The organism is Shewanella psychromarinicola (genome assembly GCF_003855155.1).
GTDB lineage: Bacteria > Pseudomonadota > Gammaproteobacteria > Enterobacterales > Shewanellaceae > Shewanella > Shewanella psychromarinicola.
The window spans coordinates 1,289,501-1,308,517 of the sequence record NZ_CP034073.1 but is presented as its reverse complement, the minus strand read 5'-3'; the positions used below and the strand labels follow the sequence as shown (position 1 = coordinate 1,308,517).

Sequence of the window (19,017 nt, the reverse complement as noted above, 5' to 3'; positions counted from 1 at the left end):
GTAAGTACCCGCCCTTGTGGCTAAAGTTAACCCCCTCACTCCAGAGGCTAACAGGATAGTATCGCCGTCTGCTGAGTATTCAACAGTGTATTATCACTCATCTTTAACGTTAATGTTGTGGCTAACTGCGCTAATGACTGTTCAGATACCGCTAATAATAAATCGTGGTAGCTTCTCAATATATGAATCAAAGTACTTGATACCTAACCTATTTGACTCGCCAATTTTATTAATCTTAGCTTATCGATGTTCTCGGCTTTAAATGGGTCATCACCATCGCTCGCCATTTGTTTTATGTGTTCATGTGTATGCTCTTTGCGCCTTACCACGATAGTCGGCTCTCCGTCATATGGTCTCTATTGGTTAAAAAACTAGCCGCAACCAAAATAAAAATAATGCTCATAATTATCTTTTATTCTCGACTCTCGACACTGTCACGTTAATGACAGAGTAAAATACAAGATATTCTTACTGAGAAACATTATAATTGCTGCTCAATACGCCAGCGATAAATCAACTACCATGCCTGATCAAACAATTAAGCTCACCGAATATAGCCATGGCGCAGGCTGCGGCTGTAAAATTTCCCCAAAAGTATTAAGTACCATTCTTGCGTCACAACTCCCTGTGTTTACTGATCCTAACTTATTAGTCGGTAATCAAACACGTGACGATGCAGCCGTCTATAAGCTGAATGAACAAACTGGCATTATCAGTACCACTGACTTTTTTATGCCCATTGTGGATGACCCATTTACCTTTGGCCGAATTGCAGCAACCAATGCCATTAGCGACATATATGCCATGGGGGGAACGCCTATTATGGCGATTGCTATTTTAGGTTGGCCAATCAATCTATTAGCAGCAGAAATAGCCCAAAAAGTGGTTGATGGTGGACGTCAAGCCTGTGCCGATGCTGGTATTATGCTGGCTGGCGGTCACAGTATTGATGCCCCAGAACCTATTTTTGGTTTAGCCGTGACAGGACAAATCCCGCTCGAGCAAGTAAAGAAAAATAACACCGCTAAAGCTAACGATCGCCTATATATCACCAAACCGATTGGAATTGGCATTCTTACCACTGCGCAGAAACAAAAGAAACTGCGTGATGAAGACAGTCAAATTGCACCTAATGCGATGTGTCAGCTCAACACGATTGGTATTGATATCGCTAAAATTGTTGGCGTTAATGCCTTAACTGACGTCACTGGTTTTGGACTGGCTGGCCACTTAATTGAAGTGTGCCAAGGTGCAAAACTTAAAGCGAATTTAATATTATCCCAAGTTCCTTTGTTACCCAAAGTCAGTGATTACCTCGCTCAAGGTTGTATCCCAGGCGGTACCCATCGTAATTTTGACAGTTATAGCGAGTATTTACCGCCATTAACCGATGAACAGAAAGCCATTATCTGCGATCCACAAACCAGCGGCGGATTGTTAGTTTCTGTGAGTGCAGAGGCTGAAAATGAACTGAAAGTATTATTGGAAACCAATGGTATTGCCGCAACTTGTATCGGTACCCTCCATGAATATGAACCTCGCGCTGACGGATACGATATCCTTATGGAATTAAGCTAATGAGTGACGTCATTCCCAGCTCAGAATATGGCAGACTATTATTAGAAAATCGTCCGTTAATAGATGTCAGAGCACCCATTGAATTTTCCAAAGGTGCATTTAGTCACTCGATTAATTTACCGTTAATGCAAGATAGTGAACGCCAAAAAGTAGGAACATGTTATAAACAAAATGGCCAAGATGCTGCCATAGCGTTAGGTCATAGGTTAGTAAATGGTCCCGTTAAGCAACAACGTATAGATGCTTGGCTCGCTCAGTTGTCACAACATCCTGATAGTTATTTATATTGTTTTCGTGGTGGTTTACGTTCAACGTTATCACAGCAATGGATTAAAGAATCTGGCATAAATATCCCATATATTGAAGGGGGTTATAAAGCCATGCGTAATTTTTTAATCAATACTATCGAGCAGGCACCCAATCAATCTAAAGTGCTCATTTTAAGTGGCATAACAGGCAGTGGTAAAACGGAAGTTATCAACCAACGTGATGAGTCCGTCGATCTTGAAGGCATTGCCAATCATCGGGGATCAAGCTTTGGCAAAAATATCGATCCACAACCCAGTCAAATTAACTTCGAAAATAACTTAGGTGTGGCATTACTGAAGCATCAACAACAGCAACATAGCCATTTACTGTTAGAAGATGAAAGTATGCTTATAGGCAGGTCAGCCCTGCCTCATCATTTTTACAACGCCATGCAACAAGCGGATATTATCGTTCTCGATGAACCATTAGATGCGCGTTTACCGCGTTTATTGAATGATTATGTTGAACAAAAACTCGCTGATTATGTGTCTCACTTTGGTGAGCATGATGGTTTTGATGCATTTAGAGCTTATTTGACTCAAAGTTTATTGGGGATCCGTAAACGCTTAGGCGGTAAACAACATCAGCAATTACAGGACTTGGTTGACGATGCACTTGAGGTACAACAAAGCCAAAATGATACCAGTAAACATCTAGACTGGATAAACCTGTTACTCGATATTTACTATGACCCGATGTACCAATACCAACTTGAAAAGAAAAATGACAGGGTTGTCTTCCAAGGGAGTAGGCAAGCGATACACCAATGGCTAGATACTCACAAGTCATAAGTCATTTCAAAAAAATGCCCTCTAGATGAGCAATGCCGATCGTTTAAGAGCACTTGACCGATCCTGCAGATGAAAGATAATCCCTACCAGTATTCTGGTGGGGATTTTTTATGTTTGTGCAAGAGCTTGAGTTAGTTCATGAGTCTGTTGAAGAAAGCGGGTCTTACGGTTCTGTAATGGAGGCGATTGATTCAGATTGGATCGAACAATCACTCCTTTCAGCTAACAAGGCGAGTATCCGTAATCGCCGTCTGCCTGCCCAGCAGGCAGTCTGGCTAGTACTCTGGATGGGGTTAATTCGTAACCAGTCCATCAAAGAAGTCTGTAGCTCGATGGATATTGCACTTCAATCTGGAGACTCAACTTGGTCTCGCGTAGCGCCGAGTGTATTGACGGATTGCCGACGACGCTTAGGTGAAGCGCCTATGTCGTACTTATTTAAATCCACTGTCTCAGCTTGGCTTGAGCAAGCGTTGGGGGAGAATAACGCGCTAGGGCTTACCACCCTTGCCGTTGATGGAACCGTGTTTCGTTGCCAAGATTCTGAAGAAAATGCCAATGAGTTTGGTTTTATTTCAAACACACACAAACCCTATCCTCAACTTCGATTAGTCAGCCTTATATCGACTGAAACCAGAATGGTATTAGGTGCTGCCTTTGATGGCTGCCACGTAGGAGAGGTCACGCTCGCACAGCGTTTAGTTCAAGATACCCCTGATAATTCCTTAACCCTATTTGACCGTTGTTATTTCTCTGCTGACTTATTAGTAAACTGGCAAAGCTCTGGAGTACAGCGACATTGGCTGACACCCGTAAAGTCAAAGATGCGCTACGAGGTAGTCGAAGAGTTTGCGAATAATGACTTGCTCATTGATATGCCCGTCTCCCCACAGGCGAGAAAGAAAAATCCGGAGCTCCCTGAAACATGGCGCGCCCGTTTTATCGCTTATCAAGAGCCAAAAGGTGAAATAAAAGGATTTGTCACCTCATTGATTGACCCTGTTCAGTATCCGCTGGACAAGCTGCTAAATATCTACTGGCAACGCTGGGAAATAGAAGAAGGATATGGCGAACTTAAGCAAACCCAGCTGCAAAGCAAGGTGACGTTACGGAGCAAATTTGTTGAAGGTGTTAAGCAAGAATTGTGGGGGGTGCTTATCGCTTATAATCTGGTTCGTTTAGAAATGACAGCGATAGCAAAGGAAGCTAAGGTCGCGCCAACCCGTATCAGTTTTACCGCTGCAATAAGCTTGATAGATACACAATTAAGGTGGCTTGCTTTATCACCAGATGGAAAGCTGCCAGCGAAACTGAAGCAAATGCGAGCCGATATAAAACACTTTATCCTGCCAGATAAAAGAAAGCACCGAACGTATCCACGCTCAGTGCTCTACATACCCAGTCGCTATCCACTTAGATATAAACAATAGTGCTTATCCGAATAGCATTACTCTAGATGAGGGCTTTTTTTGGGATCTCATGGTCTTCGGCATTAAAATTAACCCTTACCTGCCATAGTAGCCCAAGCAATATCTATGCTGGCAATAAAGCAACTCGCCATTGGTTAGCTAATGCTATCAAGTAAAGCGCCATCCTAGTTTCAGGTAGACATATTAGCTAATCTCAACCCATAAAATGAGTCAAAATCAGCCGTCGACTAAAAAACAGACAAACAGAACCATTAATTCAAAACAAGTAAAATAACTATTAATCAATTTGTTAGCAACATATCCCACGGGAGATTGGTACTGCCGACCACAATGAAATTAGGATTTTCGAGCGTTTCACGCTCATTGTAGGTCATAGGCTGCAAATTAATATCAATCAGTGCCCCACCCGCTTCTTCAATAATGATCTGCGCCGCGCCCGTATCCCACTCACCAGTTGGCCCTAAGCGGACATAGCAATCTGCACGCCCTTCGGCCACTAAACAACTCTTTAATGCAGCGCCTCCCATCACCACTAACTCACAATGATTGGGTTTATTAAGCAGCTTTAATACCGATTGCGGGTCTTGACGACGACTGACCGCTAAACGCAAATGCTCTGGTTCATCACCGGTTAATTGTTTACTGGTAATGCGTAGCTCATTCTTACCATCACGCTTATAAGCTCCTAACCCCGCGATCGCGTAGTAACACACTTTCGTCATCGGCACATAAACCACACCCATGATAGGACGATTATGTTCAACCAAGGCAATAATGACTGAAAAATCACCACTGCCCGCAATAAACTCACCAGTACCATCTAATGGATCGACTAACCAATAGCGTTTCCATGTTTCACGCACACTTAATGGAATATCCGCCGCCTCCTCACTTAAAATAGGAATATCAGGCGTTAGCTCAGCTAACTGACGGCAAATAATGTCGTGCGCAGCTAAATCGGCAGACGTCACCGGGGTATTGTCTGCCTTCATTTCGCGTTTAAAGTTACCTTTAAGGTAAATGTCACGAATTGTTTGCCCAGCTTCCGTTGCAATGTCTATGACTTGCTCAATTACATCTTCTGGCTTCATTACTACTCCAATTGCTGGATTCGAGAAAGATGACCTGACAAGGACACCAATAAACAAGGCTATCGCCTATTCTATGTTGCTGTTCTATGGCTAACACAATACGCCGAGTAATTTATCTATTCTACATCGTTTAGCTCACGTTTAAGACTATCCGTTGATGTACTCAGATATTGCTGAGTTAAAAAAAGCGCACTCACACTGCGAGACTCAGAAAAGTCGACATTATCGAGTAATAACTGCCAATCAGATAATGGCCAAGGGATCACGTCGATCGGCTCTGGCTCATCACCTTCCAAACGACTGGGATACAGTTTTTCGGCCACAAAAATATGCATTTTGCTGGAAAAGTAACCAGGCGCAAGTGATAGCTCTTTTAAATGAGTCAATTGATAACTACCAAAACCAATTTCTTCTTGGAGCTCTCTATTGGCTGCTTCAATCGCTGTTTCACCAGGATCAATCAATCCTTTAGGAAAACCCAGTTCGTAATTATCGGTGCCAGCGGCATATTCACTGGCTAATAACAAATTACCTTGATGAATAGGCACCATCATCACAGCCCCCCTGCTACCGCCTTTCATTCTTTCATATTGACGTTCTACGCCATTAGAAAACTTAAGGTGTACCTGCTCGATTTGAAACAGTCGGCTTTTAGCAACAATTTCGGTATGCAGGATCTCCGGCTTTTTATGCCGCTGTGTCATTGAAGCCCCATGTGACGAATTAATATAGACAAGGTACAATCTTACTATTCTAGGTATATTCTACAATCGGAATTTACATGTTTCCTTGGTATAAAATAGATACAGTCCTACTCGACATGGATGGCACCTTGCTTGATCTTCATTTTGATAACCACTTTTGGTTGCATATAGTGCCTGAACAATTAAGCATACAGAGGCAAATAAGCTTGGATGAAGCCAATAAATTAGCTAAACAAGCTTGCTATGATGTGGTCGGCACCTTAGATTGGTATTGTCTTGATTACTGGCAACGCCATTTAAAACTCGATATTTTGGCATTACACCATGCATCGGCGGACAGGATTAAGCTTCGCCAAGACAGCATGCCTTTTTTACAGGCATTAGCTGGGGCAAATAAGCAACGCATCTTGTTTACTAATGCTCACCCACAAAGTTTAGCCCTTAAGTTAACCCATACCAACTTAGCCGATGGTTTAGACGACATGCTATCGAGCCATGAAAGCGGCTATCCCAAAGAGCATCCACAATTTTGGCAATATGCATTTAATAAATTTAACGTAGATCCGTCGAGGTGTTTATTTATTGATGACAGCGAAGTCATTTTAGCGGCATCAAAAAAAGCGGGGGTAGGTTATCAACTCGGAATAAAGAATCCAGATAGCCAAAAACCTCAGCTTGAATTTGCCAATTTCCCAGCGATTACCGATTACCACCTACTATTACAGACACTTCAAGCCATTTAGCAATATTGTCGCCATAGAAACAACGAAGGGATTGAAGTTAAGTTGAATGACCGCCGAGTAGCGATTGATTTTTAAGCGTGGCCATTATAGTTAAGCTAGCATTGCTGAATCAAATGTGAATGATATAAAAACGCCTTGATATTGGTATCAAGGCGTTTTTATTAATCTCTTTATAGGTATTACAAACCAGGCACAACACCTTGATAGTTAATTGGATAATACCCTTGAGTATCTTGTCGACCTAAAAATGGTAACGCCTCACGTAAATCCTTAGGTTGAGCATCTGTCGGTTTAATTTTAGCACTGACCTTAACCAAGTTTGATTCGCCTAAAATAGCTGTCCCCGTTAAGCCCAATACGTTTTGCGTTTCATCAGTGGCCAGTTGTAATTGCCCGTCAAGACAACTCAATCCCAATGTGATATTGCCCAAAGGGTATACCCCAAATTGATTTTTGACATTAGTGTGATTTACAAATAATTTACCGTGTAATTGTTCGCACCATGGTTTACCTTGCTTTAAGACTTCAACCATTATGCTCACATCACCGTCAATTTGGGTTTTAAAAGGTAAGCGAGCACCCGCTAGTATAAAGCTATCTTGTAGATCAAGACGAATATTTTTCGCGCTCATCCCAGATAATGACCAGCTAAGACTGCCTTTACCGCTGACTGGCGTGGCACGATTACCGACATTAAAATCGATATTGGCTTGACCAACAAATAATCCCCACGGGCTTAACGTCCAACTAACCCGTTCTATCTGTCGTTGATCAATCGTGATTAAGGCCGCTTTCCCCTGCCAAAGTGTACCTTCAGCACCACTTATCACCATATTATTTGGCAATGGGGCAATACTGACTAACCAATTTGCAGGTAAATATACCAATAAAAACATCATATAGATAATGACGCCAATGACTATTTTTGAAAATAAACTCACAAAAAACCCTTACTGTGAAAGCTGAATACGTCTTACTTTTACAAAGCCAGCAACGTCTGATTCCGTTAAATCAACACTGTCCAGTGTTAATCCTTTCTGCGTCACTAAGTCATGTAAATAACCCAGGAGTGCGTCGAATGGCACATCATCCATCCAGAGTTGGATCTTATCGCCTTGCGGCTGCATACGGGTGATTTCTAATTGATATTGTCCCGCGGTTTGGTTGACGATAGAGCTTAAACTTCCAGGTACTTTCGCTTGCGCACCAGCTTGTTTTAGACCCGTTATTTTATTCGCGCTTTGTTTAACATAATTTAACGTTTTCTGTGCGGCGATGTTATCGCGCTCGGCGGCTTCTTGAGCATTAGATATAGGTGCCCAAATACCCCAATAAACAATACCAATGACAAGTACCACGGCACAAAAACCAACCAGCTGTTGCTCTCTAATAGCTAAACTTTGCCACCAAATACGCATATTTTCCATGTTATTTAATCCTTAACGTCAGCGTACTGGTGACGCTGTCTTCGCTACTGTTCATGGCACCACCATCTAGTTGGTAGTCTTTGGCGACAAACGCTTTAAACTCTTCAATTTGGCCATAGGTTTTTGCCGTCACTTGCATGCGTAATTCATTACGATTGGCTTCAAAACGCAATGTATTGGGTTTTAACTCTGGCACCTTGCTAAATGCAGGTTTAAGGTTGTCTAACATTTCAAAAAATACTGCACCACCACCTTGACCTTGCATACTGCGTAACTGACTGTCCATTTGTGAGCGCATATTGACAATGCGATTAACCGCGGGCAACGACAGCTTAAAAATGACTTCACTTTGGGCTTGTAATTCTGCAGTGCGGTTGTTGAGTTGATGTATTGCCAAACCTTTATTGACTAACGCTAATACTATGGCAAGCATGATCACTATCGCAGCATTTTTCCAAATGAATAACTGTTTGCTGTATTCACTCTTGGGCTTATATACACCGCTTAATAAATTAATCGGCGCATTTAAAATGCCCTTTGCTAATACCATCATAGGTAAATCTAACGGCTTAGATTCAACTTGTACCCCAGAAAAATCGATATCGTCGCTATAACTGGCCATGCTAATAGGGTCATCATTGGTCTGCACCACTTGAGACAATAGCCGTGGTAATGCAATTGCAGACCATGCTTTAGGTAAACTGACACCGCCCCCTTCCGAGGTTCTGATTAAATATTCGCTGCCGACACTCATTGCTGCCCAGCGACATTGATCTAACGGTAATGCCAAACAATCTGGCACAATTCGTTTCACTTTCAAGCCTGCGTGATGCAGCCATTCAAGCCATAGTTGCATTTGCTCATGCGCTACAGCAGCCACATTAAGTTGCTCACCTTCGCGAGGACCAACCACAAAATGCATATTGTCTACATTCGTCGCTAATGATTCCTCCAGCATGTATGGCAACGCCTTTAATGCTTGGCGTTGGCCTTTTTCGGGTAACATAATTTGTGTCAATGTCATATTGGCCGCAGGCACAAGTACATCAACAGGACGATTACCCGCACGCTCAGCTAAACTGCTGAGGCTAGCGGCATCAGCTAACTCACCAGAAGCGATAATTTCTTGCGCTTGTTCAGACCATACCAGCCATGAACATGGGTGTTCTGATGTTTTTCCTAACCGGATAAATAGCCGTTCAGACACTGTTATTCTCCACCGATCTCAATACGCATTGTTACGCAATGAATTTGTTATTATTGTTGGCCACCATACTGACGGGTGAGCACATCTAAATTGTTACCATTGCGCTTAAGTACGCTTTCCATTCGAAATAATGCGTTATCTACTTTAGCACCAGATTTCAATAAAAAGTACTGACTATCAACGACAAAACTCGACTTTGCATTCGCTTCGGAATTGATGCCACTCAGTGACGAACTTTCCCAAAACTCTTCAATTTTTTCATACCCATCCGCGGGACGATTATTGATAATGTTTTCAGCTTCACTCACTGAAATTTTATTTTCAAGCATCCCAGCAAGTAAAGCGGCCTGCTCAACCTTAATGGTATTCACATTCAATAACTGGCTATCTTCACCGGGTATTGCACACACATAAGGTGAAAGATTCAGATAAACATCTTGGCTAAACCCTAATACTGCGCGTAACTCACTGCGATGCTGCATCAAGGTATTGGCGGCACGATATGGCACATTACGCGACTCATATTCAGCATCTTCAGCCCCATATGGTGCAGATAACGTGTCTTGGTCGATATAATCTTTAAGGGTATAAGTGAGTTTCTCTGCACCAAAATCACCTACCCCTAAACTGATCAGTAGCGCTTGGAACTGTCTTGCTGCTACCGTCATTTTGGGCTGACCATTATCGGTCTGGGTTGAAGCTTGCCCAACGGCATTAACATTAAAGCAAGCCCGCATATCTTGTACTTCACCAACAATTTCACCATATTCGGCCGGAAAAGCGACATTGGCTAAGGCCCAGTACTGCTGTAAATGTACCGTCCCTTCTGAGTCTTCAAAATCTTGCTTGAGTACTTTCATCGCCAATTCTTCCGCAGAAAGAGCATACCAGTAAGCCTGGTCATATTGGGCTAAATTAAGCGTTCGGCGCATTGAAAGCTGATTACGGCTGCTAATGTTGGTAGCAATAATCACTACCATAGCGACAATCAACATCACCACAATTAACGCAACACCTCGTTGCTTTTGGCCGCCCATTATACTGACCCGCCGTTGTTGTTATTGCCTTGCTTATCATCGTCCGCTGTAGACTTGGTCGCTGGAGCACCTTTAGGTAATAAAAATCGACGTTGGATTTTACCCAAACCCTCTAACTCTATTTCCATCGCGATCCCTTTTGGCATCACAGTTCCATCAACATTCTTCTGCCATTTATCATCCATATAAAACGAATATTCAATCGATAAGACATGGTCAATCACGACACTTTTTAATGGTTCGGCTCCTGATATTGGCTCTGGATAAGGATAATACCAGCGTTCTAATCGGCCATTTTGGACCACATAGGCCACCGACTGCAAACTGCCTCTGGGTAACATACCATCAGGGTTTAACCAACCTAAACGGTAAAACATCAATGCTTCGGTCTCTGAGTCGAGAATATTGCCACCCACTTGAAAAAATTGACTGCCGCGGCCGTCAATTAACCTGGGTGTACGCGCGACCATTTGGCCCAAATCGCGTTCTAACGCACCAAAACCCTGTTGTAATGACTTAAGCCGATCAGCGAACTCTTTGGTGACTTCATCATTTTTCATCACCGTCGATAATATTGAGTTAGCCGCAATACCCAACATGGCAAAAATTGCAATCGCGATAAGCATTTCGAGTAAGGTAAAACCGCTTAAATGCTTAACCTTTGTTATGCACATAACTATTTACCTGAGCAGCCACACGGTTAAATTTATCATCGTCACTGACGCTAATACGGATCATCCTAAATTTATCATCTGTCGTCTTAATCACTTCTTGGCGCCAATACCATTCACGGCCTGCGAGTTCTGACTGACCTGTTTTTTGGCCTATATCAGGAAAGGTACCAGGCAATCGCACGTCGACCATTTGGTTACTGGCCACCCATTGCGCTAAAGTTCGTTCTTCTAAAATGGGCATATTAGCCATGATCTCACTCAAGCTTTTTGTCACCGATACCGCAGCAATTGAAAATACCGCTAAAGCAACTATCACCTCAAGTAAGGTCATGCCACGGCTTTTACCGCGCATGTGAATAGGGTGTCGATTGAAGGCTACTTTATTCATCTACACGCCCTAATGTTAAGCGGCCTAACGCGTCACCAACAACCAGTACATTGACCGGCTGACTGTCGTCATTTATCATATTAAAACCCAGCTCAAATGGTGTCATCTCACCGCTGGGAAACAATAATATTTGCGGTTCAGGGTGTTTCTTTTTTTCTTCTTCGCTCTTTTCGTCGATAAAAGGCTCATCAAACCAAGACTCATTTTGCTCGTCTTCTTGAACTAATGGCATACCATCGATCACAATATCTAAGGTAATACCGGCATCCATTTTTTCGGCCGATAATAGCCGATCTTGCTCAACAGGCATCCATTTACCTTCTTGATAAAACACAAACTCATATTGATCTTCGTCAATCACAATACCAATAAACTGGCCGCTTAACACACTTTCATCAAGCACCATCTCAGTCGCGGCGATAAAACGTCGCGCTGGTTTTTTGAGCATCTGTTCCGGCCCAGCAACATTCATAGATAAGGTTACCGCTGAGGCCACCAACCCCATGAGCAATGCCACGATCAACACCTCAAGTAAGGTGAAGCCGGCTTGACGATGTTGAATCATTTTATTGAAAATCTTGTAAATTCCAGCTTCCGATATCATCTTCAGAACCTGGTTGTCCGTCTGGGCCTGCACTGAAAATATCAATCTTTCCATATTCACCAGGGCTTAAGAGTAAATAGTCACTGCGCCATGGGTCTTGAGGTAGACGCTTAACATAACCACCTTCACGGAAATTACGCGGCTCTGGTGACGAGTTAGGCTTTTGCACTAACGCATCAAGACCTTGTTCCGTCGTTGGATAAATACTGTTGTCTAACTTATACATGTCCAATGCATTTTCTAGCGCAACAATATCTGATATGGCTTTTTGTTGGTCGGCTTTGTCTTTATTACCCATGAGATTGGGCACAACCATTGACGCTAAAATACCTAAAATAACAATTACTACCATTACTTCGAGTAAGGTGAAACCTCGTTGCATATTATTATGTTGCATTGCTTACTTCCTCTAAAAATTGTCTCTATATTCAAGCGTAAAAATCAGCTCTTACGCTTGGTTACATGTTTAGTCTACCAAGATATACACAGTCTAAAACCTAGCCGGTAACCAAATTATTTAACTCTAAAATAGGCTGTAAAATTGCCATTACAATAAATAATACAACCGATGCCATACTGACGACTAGCATGGGCTCAAAAACCCCCAAAGCTATATTCACGTTCGACTCAAAATCTCGGTCTTGGTTATCTGCGGCGCGTTCAAGCATATTCTCTAATTGACCGCTTTTTTCTCCAGATGCAATCATATACAACATCATTGCAGGGAATAACTTAGTATTAGTCAACGCATTGCCCAAACTAGTTCCTTCTCTGACTCGGGCCGTTGCATCATCGACAGCGGCACGCACTTTGACATTCTGTAACACTTCACTGGCGATACGCATTCCATCAAGTAACGGTACCGAACTCGCTGACAAAATACTTAATGTGCGCGCGAATCTGGCGGTATTTAATCCTTTACTGACTTTACCAATCACTGGCATTTGCAATAGTGCAGTGTCAAATTTCATCCGCATTAGCGGATTGGTCAGCATACGCTGAAAAACAATCATGCAACCAAAGATGAGCAGTACAACCAACACCCCCCAATGTTGCACAAAATCAGATGCAAGAATTAAAAACTGGGTCGTTCCAGGTAATTCTTGCCCCATGTGCTCAAACTGCCCAACCACCTTCGGCACCACAGCAGCAAGTAACACGGCGATGACACCAATAGCGACCACGGTTAATACGATAGGATAAATCATTGCCTGAGTTAGCTTTGTTTTGAGTTGTTGACGACGCTCGGTGTAATCAGCTAATCGGTTAAGCACCACTTCTAAATGGCCTGATTTCTCACCCGAGGCCACCATCGCACGGAATAAATCATCAAACACGTGCGGAAACTCGGCCATTGAGTCCGCTAAACTGTAACCTTCAACCACCCGAGAACGCACAGCCATAATCATGCTGCCTAAACGATCTTTTTCTGATTGTTGTCCCACCGCTTTTAGCGCTTCTTCAATCGGTAAACCCGCTGCCACCAGTGTCGCGATTTGGCGAGTGATCAACGCAAGTTCGGCAACTGAAATCCGTCTCTTAAACAAATTCGCTAGGTTAAAGCCACCACGCTGTGAGCGGGCTTCTTTCTCATTGACCGGCTGGAGTTCCAGTGGCATAAGGTGCTGCTCACGCAGCTGGCCTCTAGCATGGCGTGCGGTATCAGCTTCGATCACACCTTTTTGCTGTTTGCCTTTACTATCGAGGGCTTTGTATTCAAACGCCGCCATTGATTACTCCTCGCGTGTAACGCGTAATACTTCTTCTAGCGTCGTCACACCGGCGAGTACTTTACTCATGCCGTCATGACGAATACTTGGAATCGATTTTCGCACGTGTTTTTCAATGGCTAACTCACCCCTGCCGCCATGAATTAATTCACGGACATTATCATCAACAATGAGCAATTCATGGATACCAGTTCGACCGCGATAACCATTTTGACTACAGGCTTTGCAGCCTTTAGCGCGATAAATGACCCGAGTGTCGTTTGCGGTAATACCCAGTAATTCACGTTCACGCTCATCGGGCTCGTGTGCTTCTTTACAAATGGGGCATAATGTACGGATTAGTCGCTGAGCGAGCACGCCAAGTAAACTTGATGAGACTAAAAAGGGCTCTACCCCCATGTCTTGCAAACGGGTAATCGCCCCTGATGCCGTATTCGTGTGTAAGGTTGAAATAACCAAGTGGCCGGTTAATGAAGCTTGCACTGAAATCTGCGCAGTTTCTAAATCGCGGATCTCACCAATCATCACTACGTCGGGGTCCTGACGTAAAATCGCGCGCAACCCACGAGCAAAGGTCATATCAACCTTAGTGTTAACCTGAGTTTGACCAATGCCTTCTAACTCATATTCAATCGGATCTTCAACCGTTAAAATATTAGTGTCTTTAGAATTGATTTCCGTTAACCCAGCATACAAGGTGGTACTTTTACCTGACCCGGTTGGGCCTGTCACTAGAATGATCCCGTGTGGCTTACGAATTAACTCATCGAATTTTTCGCGAATGCCGAGCGTCATTCCCAGTTGTTCTAAGTCTAAGTTACCGGTATTTTTATCCAGCAAACGCATTACCACGCGTTCACCATGACTTGATGGCATGGTCGATACCCGAACATCAACGGCACGACCGGCAATACGTAACGAAATACGACCATCTTGAGGCAGGCGTTTTTCGGCGATATCTAAACGTGCCATCACTTTAATGCGCGACACCAACAAGGACGATAATTTACGATTCGGCTTTAACACTTCTTTTAATACGCCATCAATACGGAAACGAACAATTAGTTGTTTCTCATAAGTTTCGACGTGAATATCTGATGCTTCTTCTTTAATCGCTTCCGACAATAATGCATTAATTAATTTAATAATCGGCGCGTCGTCATCACCTTCGAGCAAGTCTTCAGTTTGTGGCAGTTCTTCAGCCAGGGTAAACAAGTCCATTTCGTTACCAATATCTTCCATTAGCTGTTGGGCTTCTGAAGAATTAGATTGATACGCTTGAGTGAGTTTAGCCTCAAAATGAGTCACCTCTAGCTTGACTAAAGGTAACTCGACATCGGCATAGCGCCGCACTTCTAACATGGCACTGAGTGGTGTGTTATCGGTATAGAAAAGACAAAGTTGCTCGTTCTCTTTCGCTAACACCAATTGAAAACGGTGTGAAAAGGCGAACGGCAAACGCTCTTTGCTATTGGAGTGAAAAACCCCGTCACCTTCGACAACTTCCATGGCGACGTCACTTGATACTTGAGCTAATGGCTCGGTCATCACGCTATCAGTCATTATTTTGAGCCTTGTCCTTTTGCATGCTTTCATCAATTGAACGCAATGCCGGATCGGTTTCACGCATTTTTGTTCCTAAACCTTGGCCGCTTTTATAACGCTCTAGCACGTCATTAACGTCATCAGGTAAGTATGCCTCTTGATCCCATTCTTCCAGTACAGGAACATCAGTATTTGGCATTAGATTAATACCACGAGCTTGTTGTTCAAGCTGTAATGCTCTGAAGTAATTGTATTTACGACCTGCAATACCTTCCATTGTAATGCCGTCACGGATTATGGTGGGTTTAATGAAAATCATTAGATTTTTCTTGATCTTTTTACTCGATGAAGACCTGAATAAATGACCTAGAAAAGGAATATCGCCAAGAAAAGGTACTTTTTGAACACTTTCTTGTACTTCTTCGTTAATTAATCCACCTAAAACCACAATTTGCCCAGAATCAGCCATAACAGTGGTCGTTAAACGACGCGTAGAGAAGCTGATATCCACACCGGTATTACCATTCACACCCGAGACTTCTTGCTCTATGGTTAATTTAACCGATGAGCCTTCGTTAATCTGCGGCACAACCTTTAACTTAACACCGACTTCTTTACGCTCAACGGTTTGGAAAGGATTGTCATTGCTTGAACTTGAGGTTGAGCCAGTAAGGATCGGCACTTCATCACCGACAATAAAAGAGGCTTCTTGGTTGTCTAATGTGGTGATAGATGGGGTTGCTAATACGTTTGAATTGGTATCGCTTGAAACAGCTTGGATAAGTGCAGCAAAGTTACCTGTGGTCAAGCCCCATGCCATACCATTGACTTTCCCTAGAGCTTGGGCAATCAAGGTGTAGTCGCCGTCTGAGGTTGGATTAGTAGTAGTTGTAGAATCAACGCCTGAGGTCGTGGTAACCGTAGTACCGTCTGTTTCACGAGCCGCCCAGACTCCAGCACCGACTTCTCCTATGGTTGCACCAATGTTGTTAAACTGAGTTAAGCCACCGGCTTCGCTGCCCCATTGCACCCCAAATCCCACGTTATCGCCTTGAGCGATTTCAACAATAATGGCTTCAACGAGTACTTGAGGACGGCGAATGTCGAGCTGATTAATGACGCTTTCAATCGTCCGCAGTTGATCAGGTTCGGCGCTAATAACCAGCGCGTTGGTATCACTGTGAGCCATAATGTTAATATCACTACGACGTTTACTTGAATTGCCTTGTTGGCTGCCAGCCCCGTCTTTATTATCTTGTAAATTTTGTGCAAACCCAGTTAATACTTCAACCAAGTCTTCCGCCTTGGCGTAATGCAAATAACGGACTTTGGTATTGCCGGTATTCGCTTGATCTGCATCTAGACGTCTAATTAACTCGATCACACGTTGACGGCTTTTTTCATCGCCACTGACAATAACGGCATTCATGCGCTCGTCAGCCACCACTTTAGGTGCTTGACCAGGCAGTTGTGATTGGTTAGCTGTCGTGCGATATAGGGTGTCTATAATGCGGACAATCTCCCCCGCAGAGGCATAGTCTAATGCCACCACTTGCACGTCTGTATCACCTTGTTTATCCACTCGACGGACGATTTCTACCAGCTTATTCACTACCGCTGCACGGCCAGAAATCATTAATACATTCGATTGGTCATAATTAACAACATTACCACCACCAGCATTATCATTTAACTGACGCAGTAACGGTGCAAGTTGCTTAGCTTCAGAATTGTATAACGGAACAATACGGGTGACCATTTCATCACCAACGCCAGGCGCATTGTCATCGGCGACACGGATAGAGGCCATTTTGGCATCTTTATCTTTAATCACTTTAATGATGTGGTTATCCATTTCAACCACTGCATAGCCATACACTTGAAGGACGTTAAGGAAGAATTGGTAATATTGATCATCATTCAACAAGTCGTAACTGCGGACATTAATTTTGCCACGTACCGTTGGATCGACAATTATCGTTTTATTGAGATTTTTACCAACAATATTAATAAACTCTTGAATATCAGTGCCTTTAAAATTGGCGGCATATTGTTCCGACCAAGCACTCGGTGCCGCTATCATCGCAGCGCCCACCAGCATTCCAGCAATAATCTTATGTCGGATCCCTTTTTTATTCATTTTATTCAATCCTCTAACGCCAAATTATTCTGGCAAACTAAACATGATTTCGACCAACTGCCCTTCACGCTCAACCATGACAGCCATTTCGGTGAGCTCAGGCAGTTGTGCCATCACTTCTAATGCCTGACCCATATCGGTCAGATCAAATCCATTTATTGATTTGGCTAAATCATTAGCCTGAAAACCCGCTTGCTTAAACAACGCAACATCTTTACCAGGATTTAAACGATAACCAGCTAATTCATCACCATTACGTACAGGTGAGATAGCTAAAAAATCAGTTATTTTACTGGGGTCGGCTAATAACTCTTCACGAGAATTAGACAGTTCTTCAGAAAAACGTTGATTATCGCGACGATCAACTCGGGTCACTTGTTGATCGACTTTCGCTTGTTGTAAATGAGTATTTGCGTCACTTTGCGCGGAATATTTAAGGCCATCAAGCATCAAGGTTTCATAACGACCGCCGTTACTAATAATGATGCGATCAGCATAAACTTCTTTTAAAGCAGCTGAAGTTCCCTTAATTTTATCACCTAAGCTATAGGTTTCTTGTTGCCCGCTTGACTCAATAACGGCTAACCCCTGATCTTCCGCAGTCGACGCAACAACCCCCCTCAACTGAATTGACAAGTTTGTTTTAGGCGCGTCAGTGATTTGTTCTACGACTTCAGCTTTGGGTTTATTACTATTATTATCTAAGCGGCCAAAAAGAAATAGGTTACGTACACCAGCAAGCTCAATACGCTTAGCAGTGCCTGCTGAAATGGGGGATGGTTGCCACATCGCAGATTGCGATGATGCTGGCATCAACTTCCATGTTATCTGTGCGGCTAAAAGCAACAGTGTGATCATTCCAAGCCAAAATACAACAATACTCAATGGCTTATGTGGTATTTTTGCGGCGTTAGCGATCAGTTTATCTAATACATCCATATGCTATTGGACTCTCTATACATGTTGGTACAGGTCTTTGTTCTAGTTGTTAATAATATGCGTTAAATAGATGTTTAGCCGTTATGCTAACTCACACAGGATAAAGCAACAACCCTAGCGCATATCGATTGGCGGATCACCATCAAATATGCTAACTTTGCGCCCATAAAAAGGCCATAATATTGCCCTTATTACGATAATATACACATTGTATGGCAATTAGGTTACTCAGTCTGTGAAATCATCCCAGTTTTGGAGGTCATTTGACTAACGCTCAGCCCGAAAGAAGCTTTATCCGGCTCGATAAATGGCTATGGACAGCACGATTTTATAAAACCCGCGCCATCGCCAAAGACATGATAAATGGCGGTAAAGTACATTACAACGGCCAACGGACTAAATCCAGTAAGAATGCTGAAGTCGGTGCAAAAATCCGCCTTCGTCAAGGTCATGATGATCGAGAGATTATTGTGCTCCAATTATCTGGACATAGACAAAGCGCGAGTGTGGCGCAAACGCTATACGAAGAAACACCTGAAAGCATTAGCAAACGTATTATCAATGCAGAAGCTCGACGGCTCAACATTTTAAATAATCCGGCCCCAGATCATAAGCCGGATAAAAAACAACGACGACAGATTATGCGCTTTAAAGAGTACTCAGCGCCCAAAGAGTAAGAG

General features: G+C 43.1%; 19 protein-coding genes. 5 read left to right on the top strand and 14 right to left on the bottom strand.

The window, feature by feature from the left end; translation table 11 throughout:
• Positions 1–522: 522 nt before the first annotated feature.
• The 3 genes from selD to EGC80_RS05625 all read left to right on the top strand — a co-directional run bounded on the left by selD (position 523) and on the right by EGC80_RS05625 (position 4,108).
• A complete protein-coding gene (gene selD / locus EGC80_RS05635; protein ID WP_124012997.1) occupies positions 523–1,578 on the top strand; it encodes a selenide, water dikinase SelD in 1,056 nt (351 codons plus the stop codon).
• Complete coding sequence (gene mnmH / locus EGC80_RS05630) at positions 1,578–2,678, top strand: tRNA 2-selenouridine(34) synthase MnmH (RefSeq protein WP_124012996.1); 1,101 nt, start codon at positions 1,578–1,580, stop codon at positions 2,676–2,678. The genes selD and mnmH overlap by 1 nt, the downstream gene beginning before the upstream one ends.
• A 110-nt stretch (positions 2,679–2,788) precedes the next feature.
• Positions 2,789–4,108 (top strand): IS4 family transposase, encoded by a 1,320-nt coding sequence (locus EGC80_RS05625; protein WP_124012472.1) that lies wholly within the window; start codon positions 2,789–2,791, stop codon positions 4,106–4,108.
• A 281-nt stretch (positions 4,109–4,389) separates the two neighbouring features.
• Here EGC80_RS05625 and cysQ read toward each other — a convergent pair whose 3' ends face one another.
• Positions 4,390–5,199 carry a 3'(2'),5'-bisphosphate nucleotidase CysQ gene (gene cysQ / locus EGC80_RS05620; protein WP_101033660.1) on the bottom strand — a complete coding sequence of 270 codons (810 nt, stop codon included), beginning with the start codon at positions 5,197–5,199 and terminating at the stop codon, positions 4,390–4,392.
• Between the two features lie 116 nt (positions 5,200–5,315).
• On the bottom strand, positions 5,316–5,903 hold the full coding sequence (nudE, locus tag EGC80_RS05615; protein WP_101033658.1) for an ADP compounds hydrolase NudE: 588 nt from the start codon (positions 5,901–5,903) through the stop codon (positions 5,316–5,318).
• Positions 5,904–5,980: 77 nt separating this feature from the next.
• On the opposite strand from nudE, the gene yrfG reads away from it, so the two are divergent.
• Positions 5,981–6,646 carry a GMP/IMP nucleotidase gene (gene yrfG / locus EGC80_RS05610; RefSeq protein ID WP_124012995.1) on the top strand — a complete coding sequence of 222 codons (666 nt, stop codon included), beginning with the start codon at positions 5,981–5,983 and terminating at the stop codon, positions 6,644–6,646.
• 179 nt (positions 6,647–6,825) lie between these two features.
• Here yrfG and EGC80_RS05605 read toward each other — a convergent pair whose 3' ends face one another.
• The 12 genes from EGC80_RS05605 to gspC all read right to left on the bottom strand — a co-directional run bounded on the left by EGC80_RS05605 (position 6,826) and on the right by gspC (position 18,337).
• Positions 6,826–7,587, bottom strand: a complete 762-nt coding sequence (locus EGC80_RS05605) for a type II secretion system protein N (protein ID WP_124012994.1) — start codon at positions 7,585–7,587, stop codon at positions 6,826–6,828.
• A 9-nt stretch (positions 7,588–7,596) separates the two neighbouring features.
• Positions 7,597–8,073 (bottom strand): type II secretion system protein M, encoded by a 477-nt coding sequence (locus EGC80_RS05600; protein WP_101033652.1) that lies wholly within the window; start codon positions 8,071–8,073, stop codon positions 7,597–7,599.
• A gap of 1 nt (position 8,074) precedes the next feature.
• Positions 8,075–9,280, bottom strand: a complete 1,206-nt coding sequence (gene gspL, locus EGC80_RS05595) for a type II secretion system protein GspL (protein ID WP_101033650.1) — start codon at positions 9,278–9,280, stop codon at positions 8,075–8,077.
• Positions 9,281–9,330: 50 nt separating this feature from the next.
• Positions 9,331–10,317: a type II secretion system minor pseudopilin GspK gene (gspK, locus tag EGC80_RS05590; protein WP_101033648.1), complete on the bottom strand. Its 987-nt coding sequence runs from the start codon at positions 10,315–10,317 to the stop codon at positions 9,331–9,333.
• Entirely contained in the window at positions 10,317–10,991 is a 675-nt protein-coding gene (gene gspJ / locus EGC80_RS05585) for a type II secretion system minor pseudopilin GspJ (RefSeq protein WP_101033646.1), read from the bottom strand. Before gspJ ends, gspK begins: the two co-directional genes overlap by 1 nt.
• Positions 10,972–11,379 (bottom strand): type II secretion system minor pseudopilin GspI, encoded by a 408-nt coding sequence (gspI, locus tag EGC80_RS05580; RefSeq protein ID WP_232772114.1) that lies wholly within the window; start codon positions 11,377–11,379, stop codon positions 10,972–10,974. Before gspI ends, gspJ begins: the two co-directional genes overlap by 20 nt.
• The gene (gene gspH, locus EGC80_RS05575; RefSeq protein WP_101033644.1) at positions 11,372–11,944 is read right to left on the bottom strand and encodes a type II secretion system minor pseudopilin GspH; all 573 of its coding nucleotides are present in this window, start codon (positions 11,942–11,944) and stop codon (positions 11,372–11,374) included. Before gspH ends, gspI begins: the two co-directional genes overlap by 8 nt.
• A 1-nt stretch (position 11,945) precedes the next feature.
• Positions 11,946–12,380 carry a type II secretion system major pseudopilin GspG gene (gene gspG / locus EGC80_RS05570; protein WP_101033643.1) on the bottom strand — a complete coding sequence of 145 codons (435 nt, stop codon included), beginning with the start codon at positions 12,378–12,380 and terminating at the stop codon, positions 11,946–11,948.
• A 100-nt stretch (positions 12,381–12,480) separates the two neighbouring features.
• The gene (gene gspF, locus EGC80_RS05565; RefSeq protein ID WP_124012993.1) at positions 12,481–13,713 is read right to left on the bottom strand and encodes a type II secretion system inner membrane protein GspF; all 1,233 of its coding nucleotides are present in this window, start codon (positions 13,711–13,713) and stop codon (positions 12,481–12,483) included.
• Positions 13,714–13,716: 3 nt separating this feature from the next.
• Positions 13,717–15,261, bottom strand: a complete 1,545-nt coding sequence (gspE, locus tag EGC80_RS05560; RefSeq protein ID WP_372491462.1) for a type II secretion system ATPase GspE — start codon at positions 15,259–15,261, stop codon at positions 13,717–13,719.
• A gap of 7 nt (positions 15,262–15,268) precedes the next feature.
• The gene (gene gspD, locus EGC80_RS05555) at positions 15,269–17,398 is read right to left on the bottom strand and encodes a type II secretion system secretin GspD (RefSeq protein ID WP_124012992.1); all 2,130 of its coding nucleotides are present in this window, start codon (positions 17,396–17,398) and stop codon (positions 15,269–15,271) included.
• 24 nt (positions 17,399–17,422) lie between these two features.
• Positions 17,423–18,337, bottom strand: coding sequence for a type II secretion system protein GspC (gspC, locus tag EGC80_RS05550; protein ID WP_124012991.1), 915 nt, complete (start codon positions 18,335–18,337; stop codon positions 17,423–17,425).
• Between the two features lie 263 nt (positions 18,338–18,600).
• On the opposite strand from gspC, the gene hslR reads away from it, so the two are divergent.
• The gene (gene hslR, locus EGC80_RS05545) at positions 18,601–19,014 is read left to right on the top strand and encodes a ribosome-associated heat shock protein Hsp15 (protein ID WP_124012990.1); all 414 of its coding nucleotides are present in this window, start codon (positions 18,601–18,603) and stop codon (positions 19,012–19,014) included.
• Positions 19,015–19,017: the final 3 nt, after the last annotated feature.